Annotated in this window: 10 protein-coding genes; 2 read left to right on the forward strand and 8 right to left on the reverse strand. The window is 66.8% G+C overall.

Annotated elements, in window-relative coordinates:
- Positions 1-16: 16 nt before the first annotated feature.
- The 4 genes from ACFVWG_RS08870 to ACFVWG_RS08885 form a co-directional block, all read right to left on the reverse strand.
- Positions 17-448 carry a Fur family transcriptional regulator gene (locus tag ACFVWG_RS08870; RefSeq protein ID WP_391542595.1) on the reverse strand — a complete coding sequence of 144 codons (432 nt, stop codon included), beginning with the start codon at positions 446-448 and terminating at the stop codon, positions 17-19.
- Positions 449-577: 129 nt separating this feature from the next.
- The gene (topA, locus tag ACFVWG_RS08875) at positions 578-3,343 is read right to left on the reverse strand and encodes a type I DNA topoisomerase (RefSeq protein ID WP_391542596.1); all 2,766 of its coding nucleotides are present in this window, start codon (positions 3,341-3,343) and stop codon (positions 578-580) included.
- Between the two features lie 133 nt (positions 3,344-3,476).
- Entirely contained in the window at positions 3,477-4,517 is a 1,041-nt protein-coding gene (locus ACFVWG_RS08880; protein WP_391542597.1) for a hypothetical protein, read from the reverse strand.
- A gap of 78 nt (positions 4,518-4,595) precedes the next feature.
- Entirely contained in the window at positions 4,596-5,975 is a 1,380-nt protein-coding gene (locus ACFVWG_RS08885) for an alpha/beta hydrolase family protein (protein ID WP_391542691.1), read from the reverse strand.
- Between the two features lie 148 nt (positions 5,976-6,123).
- Here ACFVWG_RS08885 and ACFVWG_RS08890 point away from each other — a divergent pair, with 148 nt between their 5' ends.
- Together ACFVWG_RS08890 and ACFVWG_RS08895 are read left to right on the forward strand one after the other, a co-directional pair.
- Entirely contained in the window at positions 6,124-9,786 is a 3,663-nt protein-coding gene (locus ACFVWG_RS08890; RefSeq protein WP_391542598.1) for an NPCBM/NEW2 domain-containing protein, read from the forward strand.
- Between the two features lie 126 nt (positions 9,787-9,912).
- Entirely contained in the window at positions 9,913-11,340 is a 1,428-nt protein-coding gene (locus ACFVWG_RS08895) for a methyltransferase (RefSeq protein ID WP_391542599.1), read from the forward strand.
- Here ACFVWG_RS08895 and ACFVWG_RS08900 read toward each other — a convergent pair.
- The 4 genes from ACFVWG_RS08900 to ACFVWG_RS08915 form a co-directional block, all read right to left on the reverse strand.
- Positions 11,334-12,896, reverse strand: coding sequence for a diguanylate cyclase (locus tag ACFVWG_RS08900; protein WP_391542601.1), 1,563 nt, complete (start codon positions 12,894-12,896; stop codon positions 11,334-11,336). The two genes, ACFVWG_RS08895 and ACFVWG_RS08900, sit on opposite strands and share 7 nt — an antisense overlap.
- Positions 12,897-12,906: 10 nt before the next feature.
- Entirely contained in the window at positions 12,907-14,481 is a 1,575-nt protein-coding gene (locus ACFVWG_RS08905; RefSeq protein ID WP_391542602.1) for a diguanylate cyclase domain-containing protein, read from the reverse strand.
- A gap of 121 nt (positions 14,482-14,602) precedes the next feature.
- Positions 14,603-15,550 (reverse strand): ABC transporter substrate-binding protein, encoded by a 948-nt coding sequence (locus ACFVWG_RS08910; RefSeq protein WP_391542603.1) that lies wholly within the window; start codon positions 15,548-15,550, stop codon positions 14,603-14,605.
- Between the two features lie 276 nt (positions 15,551-15,826).
- Positions 15,827-16,693 (reverse strand): helix-turn-helix domain-containing protein, encoded by an 867-nt coding sequence (locus ACFVWG_RS08915; RefSeq protein WP_391542604.1) that lies wholly within the window; start codon positions 16,691-16,693, stop codon positions 15,827-15,829.
- Positions 16,694-16,698: the final 5 nt, after the last annotated feature.

The following is a 16,698-nucleotide window of genomic DNA, read 5'->3' on the forward strand; positions in this document are numbered from 1 at the left end:
ATATGGACAGCCCGCGTCAGGGCCGGCACTCCTTGCACACGCCAACGAGGGCAACCTGCTCGGGCGCCAGGTGGAAGCCGAGCTCGCGCAGTACCTTCTTCCGGGCCGACTCCAGGATGTCGCCCGGAGCGTCGTACACGGTCCCGCACTCGGAGCAGCGCAGGTGCAGGTGCCGCGGGGCGAGGTCACCAGCCAGGTGGTACGTCGTACCGGCCCGGCCGAGGTGGACGTGCGTGACGAGCCCGAACTCACCGAGCGCGTCGAGCGCCCGGTAGACCGTGGCCCGGTGGATCCCGGGCCGCAGCGACTCGGCCCGCTCACCGATCTGCTCGGCGCTCAGGTGCTCCTCCGTCCCGGCGAGCACCTCGACCACCGCGAGCCGGGCCGGGGTCACCCGCTCACCCCGATCCCGCAACCGCTGCGCGGAAACCTCGACTGCACTGGTCATGGGGCCTCCTGACCTGGACTGAGGAGCGGAGGGAGCGCAGCGACTGGAGTGACGAGGGAAGGGCTGGAGTTACAGCCCCATGACCCGCCGCGCCGGAGGCGTGGCATCGATACAGTCATGAGCGCCCCCTCAGGACTTCTTCGCTGCCGTCTTCTTGGCCGTCGTCTTCTTGGCGGCGGTCTTCTTGGCAGCAGTGGTCTTCTTCGCCGCTGTCTTCTTGGTAGCAGTCTTCTTGGCGGCCGTCTTCTTCGCCGGCGCCTTCTTGGCCGTCTTCTTCACCGGTCCACGGGCCCGCTTGTCGGCCAGCAGTTCGGCGGCGCGCAGCAGCGAGATCGTCTCGACGTCGTCGTCCTTGCGGAGCGTCGCGTTGGTCTCCCCGTCGGTGACGTACGGACCGAAGCGGCCCTCCTTCACCACAACCGGCTGACCCGACGCCGGGTCCTCGCCGAGCTCCTTCAGCGGCGGTGCGGCTGCTCGCCGGCCACGCTGCTTCGGCTCGGAGTAGATCTTCAGCGCCTCTTCGAGGGTGATCTCGAACATCTGGTCCTCGGAGGTGAGCGACCGCGAGTCCGTCCCCTTCTTCAGGTACGGCCCGTAGCGCCCGTTCTGCGCGGTGATCTCGTCACCGCTCTCCGGGTCCTTGCCGACCACCCGCGGCAGCGACAGCAGCTTCATCGCGTCGTCGAGCCCGATGCTGTCCAGCTGCATCGACTTCAGCAACGACCCGGTCCGCGGCTTCGCGCTCTTGGGCGCGTCCTCCGGCAGCACCTCGGTCACGTACGGACCGAAGCGGCCCGCCTTCGCGACCACCTTCAGGCCGGTGTCCGGTGCTTCGCCGAGCTCGATCTCGACCCCGGACGGCTGCTCCAGCAGCTCCTGGGCCTTCTCGACGGTCAGCTCGTCCGGCGGCAGGTCCTCCGGCACGTTGGCACGCCGCTCGTCCTTGTCCTCGACGTACGGCCCGTAGCGACCGACGCGCACCACGATGCCGCTGTCGTCACCACCGACCTGGAACGTCGACATCTCGCGCGCGTCGATGTCCCCGAGATCGGTCACCATCGACTGCAGACCCTCGGTCTCGTCGTCGCCGAAGTAGAACCGGCCGAGCACACCCTCGCGCTGAAGGTTGCCCGAGGCAACCTCATCGAGGATGTCCTCCATCGATGCGGTGAAGGCATAGTCGACGAGCCGCGTGAAGTGCTGCTCGAGCAGCCGCACGACGGCGAACGCCAGCCAGGCCGGCACCAGCGCCGTGCCCTTCTTGTACACGTACCCACGGGCCTGGATGGTGCCCAGGATCGACGCGTACGTCGACGGTCGGCCGATCTCGCGGTCTTCCAGCTGGGCGATCAGCGTCGCCTCGGTGAAACGCGCCGGCGGCTTCGTCTCGTGCCCGGAGGCCAGCACCTCGGTCGCCGGGAGCACGTCGCCCTCGGAGACATCGGGGATCTGCGTCTCGCGGTCGTCGGTCTCGGCGGACGGGTCGTCCGCACCCTCGACGTACGCCTTCAGGAACCCGTGGAAGGTGATCACCCGGCCGGACGAGGTGAACTCGCAGTTCTCCCCGGTCGAAGCCTTGGCATCGATCTTGATCGAGACGCTGTTCCCGGCCGCGTCCTTCATCTGGGACGCGATCGTGCGCATCCAGATCAGCTCGTACAGCCGGTACTCCGGGCCGCTCAGCCCAGTCTGCGCCGGCGTCTGGAAGTGCTCACCGGCCGGCCGGATCGCCTCGTGGGCCTCCTGCGCGTTCTTCACCTTGGAGGTGTAGGTCCGCGGCTTGTCCGGCAGGTACGACGCGCCGTACAGCTCCCGGACCTGGGCCCGGGCCGCGGTGATCGCGGTGTCCGACAGCGTGACGCTGTCGGTACGCATATAGGTGATGTTTCCGTTCTCGTAGAGACGCTGGGCGATCTGCATCGTCTGCGAGGCGGACATGTTGAGCTTGCGCCCGGCCTCCTGCTGCAGCGTCGTGGTCCGGAACGGTGCGTACGGCTTGCGGGTGTACGGCTTGGAATCGATCGAGCGGACCGTGAACGTGGAGTCCTGCAGCGCCGCGGCGAGCGCGGTGGCGGTCGACTCGTCCAGGTGGACCGTGTTGCCGCTCTTCAGCTCACCCGTGGAGGCGAAGTCCCGGCCCTGCGCGACCCGCTTGCTGTCCACCGAGACCAGCCGGGACGGGAAGATCCGCGGCGTCTTGCCCTCGCCGGCGTCGAGCTTGGCGTCCAGGTCCCAGTACGACGCGGAGCGGAACGCGATCCGCTCCCGCTCGCGGTCGACCACCATCCGGATCGCGACCGACTGCACCCGGCCGGCCGACAGCTTCGGCATGACCTTCTTCCACAGCACCGGCGAGACCTCGTAGCCGTACAGCCGGTCCAGGATGCGGCGGGCTTCCTGGGCGTCGACCAGCGACTCGTTGATGTCCCGGGCCGCGCCGACCGCGTCCTGGATCGCCTTCGGGGTGATCTCGTGGAAGACCATCCGCTTGACCGGGACCTTCGGCTTCAGCTCGTCGAGCAGGTGCCACGCGATGGCCTCGCCCTCGCGGTCCTCATCGGTGGCGAGGAAGAGTTCGTCGGCGTCCTTGAGCAGATCCTTGAGCTTGCGGATCTGGGCCTTCTTGTCGGCCGGTACGACGTACAGCGGGTCGAAGTGGTCCTCGATGTTCACGCCGAGCCGGGCCCAGGGCAGTCCCTTGTACTTCGCCGGGATCTCGTCCGCACCCTTCGGCAGGTCCCGGATGTGGCCGAAACTCGACTCCACCACGTATCCGGCGCCCAGGAAGCCCGCGATCATCCGCGCCTTCTTCGGCGACTCGACGATCACCAGACGTCGACTACCCGCCGACGACGACCCCGCCGCCGCGGCTTTCGTCCCTGTTGCCCCTGCCACCGTGCTCCTCTCGCACCCGTCTTGTTCCCCCGTGCCGAACCGGTCCGTCCGAGGACAGAGTACGGCCGACTACAACGTATTTCTTCCAGCGTTTGTCCACGCACCGTAACCGGTCCGCCGCCGGGCACCCCTCTCAGGGTTTCAGAAAGTATCCGAAAACCCCGCTTACCGCGCGTCGCACTCGAGCCACCGCAACCGCCGGCTCCACCGTCCCGAGCCCCGGCGTCAAGAGCTCCGAGGGTACGCCGTTCCGCCGGGCGAGGGCCGGGAGTGTGAACTGATAGTCACCCAGCGACCCGTGGCCACCATCGGTCAGCAGCTCTTCACGCTTCCAGGAACGCTGGGCCGCCCAGAAGGCTTCCCAGCTCGGATCGGTCGCCCGGGAATGGTCACCCGCTCCGAACAAGAGGAACGGTCGATCGAGTCCCTTGCGAGCAACTTCACTCGGTTGATCACCGTCGTACATGCCACCGTCGAGGTTGACGCCGACCCGGATCCTCCGGTCCACCAGCATCGCCGACGCGGCGGCCGCACCACCCATCGAGTACCCGAACATTCCGGCCCGAGTCACCCGCAACCGATCCAGCACGAATCGGACATCGGCGACCCGCGTGTCTGTCGCCGTCCGTACGGCGACCGGGTCCTCCCAGGGTATACACGGCATCACCACCCGCCCGCCGGGGAACTCGACCGGCGCCTCCCCGGTGTGGTCGACCGTGACGACCAGATAGCCACGGCTGGCCAGCTCCTCGGCCTGGTTCGTCCCGATGATGCGTGACGCGCCAGACCCCGGTGAATAGAGCAGTGTCGGCCCGGTGCGTGCAGCTGGTGCGTTCCGGCGCGCATGCGTCGAACTGCCGGCGAGATCGACGGTGTCGCCGCTCAACCGCAGGTAGCCGGCCATCTCGGTCGCCAACGCCGGCGCGACGGCACTACCGGCGTACGGCGCTCTGGTCCCGGGCAGCGGGAGCGTCGGGAACCAGAGGCTCACCATCAGCTCACGCGGACCGGACCGCCACGGGTCCGGGCGACTGTGGTCGACCAGATGCAACTCTCGGGTACCGATGGCGTGCGGTCCGGTCGGTGCGGGCAGTTCCACCCGGTACGGCGGAGTCTTCTGGTGGGGGATTGTTATTGCGCCTACAGCACCTATAAACAAGCGTCGACTGATCATGTGCACCAGCCAACCCGCGATGCGGCGTCAGCGGATCAGACTGCGGCCCGAACCGCGTTCACTCCACGGTCGTACGTTTCACCACCGGATGTGCACTTCCGGGAACTCCGGCGAGTCCTGGCTCAGCAGCTGGTTCGGACGCCGCCGCAGCGTGGTGTCGAAGTAGGCCGCGATGTATTCGCGCTGCGCCCGCACGCTCTTCGCCGGGTCGACCTTGCCGACCAGCGCCGTCATCACCGACGTGATGATCGGATCGTCGCCGTAGATGTCACGGAAGACCTGGTCGAAGATGAACTGGTAGTCGGTGAACGCCTTCTGCTTGGCACCGAGCAGGTTCAGGTTGAGCTTGCCGCCCTTCTGCACCGCCCAGAACGTCGCCCACGACAGGTCGAAGTAGTCCTTCTTCGGGTCGGTGAACTGGGTCTCGTCCGAGCCGAACAGCAGCAGCGGCCGGTCGACCCCCTTCAGCGCAACCTCAGCCGGCGGACCGTTGCGACGGTCGTCCTGGAGCGTGCCGTCCAGGTTGAGGCCGGTTGAGATCCGCTTGTCCGCGCGCAGCGCGTCGGCGGTCGCGTACCCACCGAGCCCGACCCCGAACATGCCGACCCGGCGCAGGTCCAGACCGATGGACAGACCGGACGGCAATTCGTTGCCTTCGGCACCTGGATTGCGCCCGGCCGCGAGCTGCGTGAGCTGGTCCAGGACGAACCGCGTGTCGGCGACGCGAGTGTCGACGTACTGGCGGGTGAAGAGCGGATCGGGGAGCTGCGTGGCCGGTACGCCGGGGAGGAACCGGCCGCCGGGGAATTCGGTCGGGGTCTCGTGGGTGTGGTCCATCGCGACCACCACGTATCCACGGCTGGCGAGGTCCTCGGCGAGCGCGGTGTTCACGAACCGGCTGTACTGGTAGCCGGGTGAGAACAGCAGGACCGGATGCTTCAATCTCTGCATCGGCGCGTTCTGGCGGCTGTTGGTCACGGTGTTCGCGAAGTCGAAGGTCCCGGTCGGCAGCGCGAGGCCGTACTCGCCGGTCCAGTTGTCGTCGACCTCCTTCGCGGTCCGCTTCGGCATGTACATCGCCAGCGGTGCGTCGTCCATCAGCGTCGACGGGTACCAGAGGGTGATCATCAGCTCGCGCTTGCCGCTGGGCATGGTCGGGTCCGGCCGCTTGTCGTCGATCAGGTGGATCGAGGTCGTGCCGAGCGACTTACGGCCGGTCGGCTCCGGGAGGCGGAACTTCACCGGATGGAAGTCGGGATCCCCCTTCGCCCGCACGCCGGTGCCGACCCGGCCCACGCCTGGGTCGAGCGGGCGCACGTCCGGGTCGAGTGGGCGCGCGTACGCGGTCGCCGGGACCGCGAGGCCCAAGCCCGCCGCGAGCCCGCCCGCGAGCAGACCACGCCGTCCGACGCTGTGACGGATGTGACTGCTGTGACCGGAGTTCACCATGCGACTCATCGTCACCGCCTGTTTTCACCTTGTGATGGAGACCTCGTCTCAACTTCGTGACGGCCGACCTCGTGACAAGACGGACACGGTGAGCTTCAATGAGCGCATCTTGTTCATAGGTGCGTGAAGTGAGGCTTAAGTGAGCATCTTTGTTCGCATGAAACGTTCAGTAGTCGCCGTTGCGCTCCTGGCGGGTGCGCTTGTGAGCACCAGCGCTCCGGCACACGCCGCCGGGACCACCCTCGGTGACGTCACCGGGTTCACTCCTGGGACTTCGGGCGACAGAGCGACGTACATGCTCAGTGCCGGCCAGGCGAAGGTGCGGGTCGTGTTCCTGAAGGACGACGTGTTCCGGCTCTGGCTGGCGCCGGACGGTACCTTCACCGACCCCGCCAGTACGCCGCCGGAGAAGCCCGGCGACCCGTCGTCGACGATCGTCACCAAGACCGACTACGGCAGCCCGAAGACGTCCTGGCGGGACCACGGCGGGTACTACTCGCTGACGACCGGCAAGGTCGAGGTCCGGGCCCAGAAGAAGCCGCTGAAGTTCAGCGTCTACCGCGACGACCGCCTGGTCTGGGCCGAGGCCGCACCGCTGTCGTGGACCGACACGTCCACCACGCAGTCGCTGGCCAGGGGTGCGAACGAGCAGTTCTTCGGCGGCGGCATGCAGAACGGCCGCTTCTCGCACCGCGACGAGACCATCAAGATCTCCAAGGACTTCAACTGGGAGGACGGCGGCAACCCGAACGCGTCGCCGTACTACATGAGCACCGCCGGGTACGGCGTCCTCCGCAACACGTTCGACCCGGGCAGCTACAGCTTCGCCAGCCCGGTCACCACCACGCACGATGAGAAGCGTTTCGACGCCTATTACTTCATCGGCGACCTCAAGACCTCGCTGGACCGCTACACCGAGCTGACCGGCCGGCCGTTCATGCCGCCGGTCTACGGACTCGAGTACGGCGACTCCGACTGCTACAACCGCGGTCACTACGCGAAGGACCCGGACCCGAGCAACGACTGGAAGGTGAACCCGGACAAGGTCACCACTCTGGACGCGGTGAAGGTCGCGCAGAAGTTCCGCGACGAGGACATGCCCGGCGGCTGGATGCTCGTCAACGACGACTACGGCTGCGGTTACTCCGACAACACCGATTTCGAGCAGGTCGACGGCACCTACTGGGGCAAGCGGGACATCCCTGCTTTGAAGCAGACCGGTGATGAGCTGCGCAAGCGGAACATCCAGATGGGTCTGTGGACGCAGTCCTCCCTCGACCGCCAGCCCGCCGAGGTGGGTGACGCCGGGGTGCGCGTGCGCAAGCTGGACGTCGCTTGGGTCGGTCCGGGCTACCGGTACGCGCTGAGCGCCTGCGACACCGCGCATGACGGTATTGAGCAGTACAGCAACGCACGTGGGTTCGCCTGGATGGTTGAGGGCTGGGCCGGTGCGCAGCGTTGTGCAGTGCAGTGGACCGGTGACCACAGTGGTTCGCTGGACGCGATCAAGTGGCAGATCCCCGCGATCACCGGCTCTGGTAACTCGGGTATCGCCTACAGCGCTGGCGATGTCGACGGCATCTTCGGTGGCTCGGCGACGTCGTACGTGCGGGACCTGCAGTGGAAAGTGTTCAACCCGGCCTTCATGACGATGTCGGGCTGGTCGACGCCGGCCAACAAGCAGCCGTGGGCGTACGGAGCGCCGTACACCGATATCAACCGCAAGTACTTGAAGCTGCGCGAGCGTCTGCTGCCGTACTTCTACACGTACGCCGCTGAGGCGCACCGGACCGGTGCACCGCTGAACCGGTCGCTGGTGCTGGAGTACCCGAACGACCCGAAGACGTGGGACGACACCACGAAGTACGAGTTCCTTGCTGGTAAGGAGTTCCTGGTCGCACCGATGTGGGGTGCGGACGAGGTCAAGAACGGCATCTACCTGCCTGCTGGGCGTTGGGTCGACTACTGGACCGGTCGCGTCTACCAGGGTCCGACCACGGTGAACGGGTACCACGCTGGGCTCGACACGCTGCCGCTGTTCGTGAAGGCGGGCGCCGTCGTACCGATGTGGAAGCCGGGGATCAACGCGGCGGCTGAGCAGGCTTTTGGGGACCGCCTCACTGTGGACATCTACCCGCAGGGCAAGTCGTCCTTCAACCTGTACGAGGACGACCGGCTGTCTCGTGCGCAGAAGTCCGCCCAGCAGACGTTGGCTGTGGACGCTCCGAAGGACGGCCGTGGCGACATCACGGTCCGGATCGGCGCGCTCAACGGCTCGTACGCCGGTAAGCCGAGCTCTCGTCCGTACGAGCTGACGGTGCACACGGGCTCTGCTCCGCACGCTGTGTTGATCGACGGCCGGCCGGTCAAGTCGACGTACAAGGACGGTGTGGTCACTGTGCAGACCGCCTCTGTCCCGACGTCGCGCACCGCCACGGTCCGCCTGCTCGGTACGTCGTCGGTCGGTGGACCGGACGTCGCCAACACCTTCGGCACTCCTTCGCTGGAGAGCCCCGCGCTGTGGAACGCCCCTGGTCAGGCGACTGAGGTGACCGCGAGCTTCCGCAACGACACCGGATCGACTGTGCGCAATGTTGATCTCGACCTGGCGCTCCCTGCCGGGTGGACCTCTGCTGGGTTGAAGACCTTCGCCTCGGTGCGTGCCGGTCAGACGGTGACCACGAAGCTGCAGGTCACGCCGGGTGCCGACGTACAGCCGGCGAGCTTCACGCTTTCCTTGGCGGCCAACTATGTTGCTGGCGGCAAGCGATATTCTCAGACCGCCGTCGCCACCGCACAGCTTCCCTATGGCTCGCTCTCGCAGGCCGCCAACACTGTTGGCATCACGGACGCCGCGACCTTTGCCAAGGGCAACTTCGATGGGTCCGGCAACAGCTTCAACGGTGAGGCGCTGGCTGCGGCCGGTTACAAGCCCGGGGCAACCGTCACGGTCCAGGATGCTCAGTTCACCTGGCCGTCCGGAGCACCCGGTACGCCGAACCTGGTGAAGAACCAGTCGGCCCCGATCCTGGTCTCCGGCACTGGTTCCCACCTTGCCCTGTTGGGCGCAGGGGCCAGCCTGAATGCTCGTGGCGCGGTGACGATCCTCTACACCGACGGCACGCAGTCACAGGGAACCTTCCAGCTCCCCAACTGGTGCTGCCAGGACGCAACCACCGGCGGCGCCAAACTCGCCGTCTCGGTGAAGGGTCGGTATACCCCCACCGGCTTGGCCAACACCACCACGGACTACCGGGTCTTCTACACCGCCGTACCGCTGGATCCCGGCAAGACCGTCCAAGCCATCAAGCTGCCCGGCGGCGGCCTCGGCTTCTTCGCCGCCACCATCGCCAACAAGCCGTTGCCCCCAGCCCCACATGGCGACCAGTGGGTCAGCGACCTCGAGTTCCTCGACTCCACCAACGGCTGGGGCCCGGTCGAACGCGACCACAGCAACGGCGAAGACGCCGCGGGTGACGGCGCCACGCTCACCCTCGACGGGACGACGTACGCCAAGGGCCTAGGCACCCACGCCCCCTCCGCGGTCAGCGTCCGCCTAGGCGCCAACTGCAAAACCTTCACGGCGCAGGTCGGCGTCGACGACGAAATGGAAGACCGCGGCAAAGTCTCCTTCAAGGTGTTGACCGATGGAGTCGCCAAATACACCTCCGACCTCCTCACCGGCACCTCCCCCACCGCATCGGTCTCCGTAGACGTGACAGGTGCCCAAACCCTCACCCTCCAAGTCACCGACGCCGGCGACGGCAACACCAGCGACCACGCCGACTGGGCCAACGCCCAGGTGAGCTGCACCCCCTAACCCGCCCCATTTCCCTGGCTAAGCACTCAAATTGGGGGTTCTGCACCGTTAACCACGGTGCGGAACCCCCAATCTCGCTGGTTAGCCAGGGAAAGGGGGAGGTGGAGGGGGTGCGAGGATGTGGGGGTGGAACTGACGGGGAATGTGGTGGAGGGGCTGCGGGCGGCGTTTGCGGCGGCGGACTACACGGTTGAGGGTGTGGCCGCGCGGCTGGGGACGCAGGCTAACGCGGCGCTGGCGCGGAATGAAACGACACTGGCGGTACGGCGTACTGACGGCGGCGACGCGTTGGACACGATGATCCGGTTGTTCCTGCTGCAACGCGTCGTACCGAAAGACCTTGTGGACAAGGCATTCCCGGGGATCGACTTAACCGCACTCGGCATCACCGCTGACGACCGGGCGGTCCTCGACATTCGGCCGTTCGCGGAGGATGAGCAGCAGTGGTGGGTGGTCGCCGACCTGACGCCGGGGCTCGACGGCCGACGGGAGGCGATGCGGTCCGATTACGTGCTGGGGATCGCGCCGGCCAGCCTGAGCCTCGTCCACCTGACTGTGCCGATCAAGGCTGAGCGGGCGCTCGACATCGGCACTGGCTGTGGCATTCAGTCGCTGCACCTGGCCAACCGCGTCAGCCAGACCGTCGCCACCGACGTCAACCCGCGCGCATTGGAACTCGCCCAAGCAACCGCAGCGCTCAACCGCATCGAGCTCGACGTCCGCACCGGCAGCCTCTTCGAACCAGTCGCCGGCGAACGCTTCGACCTCATCATCAGCAATCCGCCGTACGTGATCTCACCACCCGACTCACAGCTCACCTACCGCGAGACGAGCTTCGCCGGCGACAGTCTGGTTCAGCAGCTCGTCCAGCAGGCCCCACAGCACCTGACGGACGGCGGCTGGTGTCAGCTGCTCGCCAACTGGACCTGTGTACGCGGACAGGACTGGCGCGACCGCCTCGCCAACTGGACCGGCGACCGCTCCGCCTGGGTCGTCCAGCGCGAGCAGCTCGACCCCTCCGAGTACGTCGAGCTGTGGCTCCGCGACGCGGGTCTGCACGGCGCACCGTCGTACCAGAGCAAGTACGACGAGTGGCTGCGCTGGCTGGATGACCAGCAGGTCGAGGCGATCGGCATGGGCTGGATCACCCTGCACAACGTGCCCGGCTCTCTCGACGCCGAGGAGTGGCCGTATGAGATCGAGCGCCCGATCGGACCGCATGTACTGCGCCGTTTCGAACGCCAGGAAGGTCTCCCCACCGACCTGACCGGCCTGCACCTCGTCGTCGCCGACGACGTCATCCAGGAGACAACCGGCCAGCCGGGCGCCGAAGACCCCGCAACCATCGTGCTGCGCCGCCAGCGTGGCATGCGACGAGCCGAGCAGGTGGACACCGTGCTGGCCGGCTTCGTCGGGGCCTGTGACGGCGACCTGAGCGTCGGCCAGATCCTGGCCGCGCTGTCAGACCTCCTGGACCGACCACTGGTCGACGTACTGCCGGAGTACCTCCCGCAGATCAGGCGCCTGCTGGTCGAAGGCTTCCTGGACTACTGACCCCGCCGGAGCCGCTTGTCGGTATACATCCGCTGGTCAGCAACCGTCAGTAGCTCGCTGACCGGCGTACCGTCCGTGCTCGTCGCATACCCGATGCTCAACCGCAGCATGGAGAACCAGGGCTCAACCCCTGCCTCAGCCACTCGCTCCGCAGCCGCTCTGATCCGCTCGACGAGCTCGCGCGCACCACGCTCGTCGGGGTTGTCGAGGATGACGACGAACTCGTCACCACCAGCCCTCGCGACCACGTCCTCCGCTCGGCTCTGCTCACGCAGCAGGTGCCCGACACCGCGCAGTACCTCGTCACCACACGCATGTCCGTAGCTGTCGTTGATGACCTTCAGGTTGTCCACGTCGATCGCAATCACCGCAATCGACCGCCCAGCATCGTGTGCAACGGACATGCGCTCATCCAGTGCACGCCGGTTACCCACTCCGGTCAGTGGGTCCTCCCGTGCGGCTCGCCACTCGGCGTCGTGCCGGATCGACAACTCGTGATTCGCCAGCGCGCTCCGTACGGCGTACAGACCCCGCAACCGCTCGGCCCACCAGCCTCTACTGATCGCCTGCGCGTACTGCAGACCTGTCACCGCTCCGGAATCACCCGCCTCCGCAGAGATCTGCACACCGGTGTGGCGAACCAGGGCCTCCACTGGCGGATCTGATGTCGGCGGTAGATCGCTCTCCGCGCGTTGTGCAGCCTCAATAGCCTCGTCCAGCCGCCCAGCAACGCCGTACGAGCGCGCCAGGTAAGTGCCCGCGATAGCAGCCAGCTCGAGATCACCTAGCTTGGCCAACTGATCCCGGCAGTCCTTGAGGATCACTGCCGCCGACCCAGCGTCTGTTGAGTCGTCACTGGCCGCCAACCACATCCGCCCGGCAATCGGCCAGTAGCCGAGCAGATCCGCCTCGACGATCACCCCGACCGCCTCACCCGCCCAGTGGTGCGCTGCGCGCCGCCGTACCCGGATCTCTTCGTCGTACGACGTGTCGCCGAGCCGCTCGAGCTCATGCGCCCAGCGCAGGTTGGACTCCGCCAGGTTGAGCCGGTTGATCGCCGGCGCCTCGGCCAGACCGAGCGGGACGTGATCGCCGTCCGCCGCCAGCTCGAAGTGCGGGATGCACAGCTCGTACAACCGCAGCAGGTCATAGGCATAACCGAGCCCGGTATGCGCCCAGCCGGCCAGCCCGAGATCGCGGGTCCGCGAGAGCGCGTTCTCCGCCGCGACCAGGTCGGCGACCGAGTCACCGCCTTCGCCGGTCCGGATCAGCGTGACGATCCGGATCGCGATCGCATTCGCCTCCCAGCCCGGCTCGTCGATCGCGCGGGCCACGCGAATGCAGCCGTCAACCGCATCCAGCGCCTCGACCGCATCGGTCGCGTGATGCGCGGCAACCGCCCGCACATACTCCGCCGCGGCGCGCTCGTGACTCGGGTCGGTCCCCAGTTCGACGAGCAAGCGATTGATTTCCAGGCCGGCCTCCGCCGGATTCCCGGACTGTGCCCGGGTCATCGCCGCCGCGATCCGCGCCGTCACCCCCGACGTCTCGCGCACCGAATCTCCTTCACTGCCTCACTTTGTGCCGCCGCTTGTCGTCGTACAGCCGCTGGTCGGCCGTGGCGATCAACTGATCCACCCCGACGCCCTCCGCCGTTGCGGCATACCCGATGCTGAGTCCCAGCCGCCGCAACCACGGCAGGTCCGTCGTGGCCGCGATCGCCGCGACCGCGATCCGGATCCGCATCGCCAGCTGGGCACCGCCTTTGGCATCCGGCTGGTCGAGAACGACGAAGAACTCGTCTCCGCCCGATCGAATCACGGCATCGGTCGCTCGCGCCTGTTCTACCAGCAGATTGGCCACAACCTGTAGCAATTGGTCACCGCAGGCGTGCCCATGCGTATCGTTCACGACCTTCAGGTCGTCGACATCGATCGCCAGCAACGTCACTGCGCGCCCGGAATCGCGTGCCGCGGTGAGCCGTTCCTCCAACGCACGCCGGTTCCCCACGCCGGTCAACGGATCCTGCCGCGCCGCATGCCACTCCGCATCGTGCCGCGCGGACAGATCGTGGCTGGTCAGCGCATGCCGTACGGCGTTCAGCGCGCGCTGGCGTTCTTTCCACCAGCCGCGCGCCACCGATCGCGCATACTCCAACCCTGCAAGGGATCCCGGCTCATCCCGAGCCGCTGCGATCTCCGACCGGGTCTGCAGCACCAGCAGATGTGTCGACGGATCCGCCAGCGGAATCAACTCCGCCGTCGCCCGGTCGGCCGCCGTACGGGCCGCGTCGAGCTCACCCTTCGCCGCCAGTGCCCGGGCCAGATACGCGCCCGCGATCGCCAGTCGCTCGGTCTCACCCAGCTTGCTGATCTCGTCGCGGCACTCTGTCAACTCCTTGACCGCGACCGCCGGATCCGCCTCCGTCGCCGCAGCCGCGACCCACAACCGCGCGCTCAACCGCCAGAACTCCTGGCTCTCGTCGTCGACGATCACCCGCTCGGCCTCACGAGCCCAGTACGCCGCCGAGGCCTGCCGCTCACGGATCTCCTGCCCGTACGACGGATCGCCCAGCCGCTCGAGTTCGTGCGCCCAGCGCAGATACGTCTCGGCCAGATTCAGCCGGTCGATCGCCGTCGACTCCGCCAGCTCGAATACGTCGTCTTCCAGCTGGGTCGCCAGCTCGTAATGCGGAATGCACAGTTCAAAAAGTCGCAGCACGTCGTACGCGTATCCCAACCCGGTATGCGCCCACGCGATCAGCCCGGCGTCCTTTGTGTTGCTCAGCGCCTGTTCAGCCGCGACCAGATCGTTGACCGTGTCACCACCGCGCCCACTCCGCGCCAGATTGATGATCCGGATCGGCAACGCATTCGCTTCCCATCCCGGCTCGTCGATCGCTTTGGCCACCGCGATCAACGCATCGACAGCCCGCAACGCCTCATCCGCGTCACTCGCATGATGTGCGGCAACGCCACGCACATACTCGACGGCCGCCAACTGGTAACTCGGCCGCGGCCCCAACTCGGCCTTCAGCGCCACGACCTCAGCCGTCGCCGCCGCATGACCACCCGACTGCGCCGACGTCATGGCAGCAGCGATCCGGGCGGTCAGCTCCCCACCCATCGCCACTTCGCCCATAGCGGCCCATTCTCACCACCCAGCCCCGCCGCTGTCACGCCCCCATCCGGCCAACGGCCACTTAGTGCCACAATTTCCGCACACCGGGTAATAAGTGGGCAAAGATTTCTTCCCCGATGTCTCAACCGGAGTGCAGAACCCGGAAACCGGCCGGCCCTCGCTCGACCACCTGAATCGGCGCCCAGGCCCACTGCCAGACGGCAATCCCCGGTACCCGTTCGAACGTGATCTCCCCGCGAGTTCCTGAAACGGCGACACTTCCCCAATCTGCACTCTGTATACGAGCCAGTACGGCGATCGCGTCGTACCCCTCATAAGCAACGAACGAAGGCTCCCCGCCCAACGCCGCCCGCACCCGAACCCCCAGCGGACTCAACTCCTCAGGCAGATAACGCAAAAACGGAATCCCCTCGACGTCCGCCCACTCCGCAAACTCCGGCTGCCCCGCCGGCGCCCCGATCACCACGTGCGCCAACCGCGGATCCCGCCGTACCGACTCGACAATCGACAACGCCGGCTCGGGAGTCCCCACCAGCAACAACAACGCCGTTGCCCCACTGTTGAGGAGTCCATCGCACACGTTGGCCGCGTCGACCTCGACAACGCTCCCGAGGTGCTCGCGCAGAATCCCCACCCCAGCAGCCCAATACACACTCGGCTGCGTCACCACAGCAATCCTTTGGTGCCCGATTTTCCCCAGATACTCAGCGAAAATCCGCCATCCCCGAGACTGCACCGGCGCAATCCGCGCCACCCAATCCGTAGGCTCCGCCACCAGTTCATCCAGCACAGCCGAAGAACACAAATACGGAACCCCCACCTCCACCGCCCGCGCCGCAACAGCCCGAGCCACCACGCTGTGATACTCCCCAGCCAGCGCAGTCGCCCCCAACCCCACCAACTCATCCACAGCCGCCACCGCCCGGCCCGGATCAGCCCCCGTATCCCGAACCACCAACTCCACCGACAACTCCCGGGCCGCCAACTCCGCCCCAGCCACCAACCACCGCCCCGCCTCAACCCACCCCGGCCGACTCAACGGCCCCAAAACCCCAACCCTCTTCACCATCCCCCCATCCCACCCCACCCGCGCCCCACCGAACACCCACCCAACTGCCAACCACCAACCGTTTCCGGACCCCAGCCACCCACCAACCCCAGCCACTCAAGCCCATTCACGCTCAGCCACCCTCGCCCGGCGACCCAACCAGAGGGTTAGACGGTGCCCCACGTCCGGCCGACTACTTCGACGGCCACGCCGTCGCACGGCTCGAACTACTTGAGGAAGCACCAGTCAGCCTCGACTGGTGGATCGACACCAGGCGCTCAACCGACGTCTGACCACTCAGGTCTGGACGACGAGCTCAGCTCGTAGACCGCTCAAGAACTCGGTGAACGGCTGGCCGATCAGCGCTGACTCGCGCAGGAGGCGGTACTGCTGCTGATAGCGGGCGACGTCGTCAGGCCGTGCGATTGTCAGGTACGCGTGCATCGTCTCTACCTGCACGAACGGATCGCCGTCGTCCACGTCCTCGTTCAGTGTGAATCCGTGCCACTGGATCGCCCGCCCGGGAGCATCCAGAGGAATCACCCCAATGGTCACATTGCTGAGCGTGGCCAGACTGAGGATCCGATCCAACTGGGCAAGCTGCACTTCAGGCGGACCAGGTCGCCAGCGCAACGCGGCCTCCGTGAGTACGAACTCGAAGGTGTGCGACCGCTCGTACAGGATCTGCTGCCGATCGAGCCGGCGGTTGGCTGCAGCCGCATAGTCTTCCTTGCCAGTGAGATCCGCGGCCATGAACACGAGCCGCGCATACTCCGCGGTCTGCAGCAGCCCAGGCACCAACGTCGGCAGGAACATCCGCTGAGTCCGCGCCGTCGCCTCTCGGCGTCGTACCTCATCCTGCATCGTCGCGAAGCTGACCTCGCTCTGGAATTCGCTCCAGTTGTCCGACTGATTCAGCGCGGCTTCAGTAGCTGCGACGAGCTGATCGAGACGCTCGCTGGCGCCCGCCGCATCGAGCCACAGCCTCAGCTCGGGGATCGACGCCAGTGCGTCCCCGCGTTCGATCCGGCTGACTTTGGACTGACTCAAGCCGGTGGTCAGAGCAAGCTGCCGCCCACTCAGACCGGCCAGCGTTCGAAGCCGGCACAGCTCGGCTCCGAGACGCTGTCGCGGTGTTCTCGGCGATGGGGATGAAGTGGGCACGCGCC

The sequence above is a fragment of the Kribbella sp. NPDC058245 genome (genome assembly GCF_042882005.1).
GTDB lineage: Bacteria > Actinomycetota > Actinomycetes > Propionibacteriales > Kribbellaceae > Kribbella.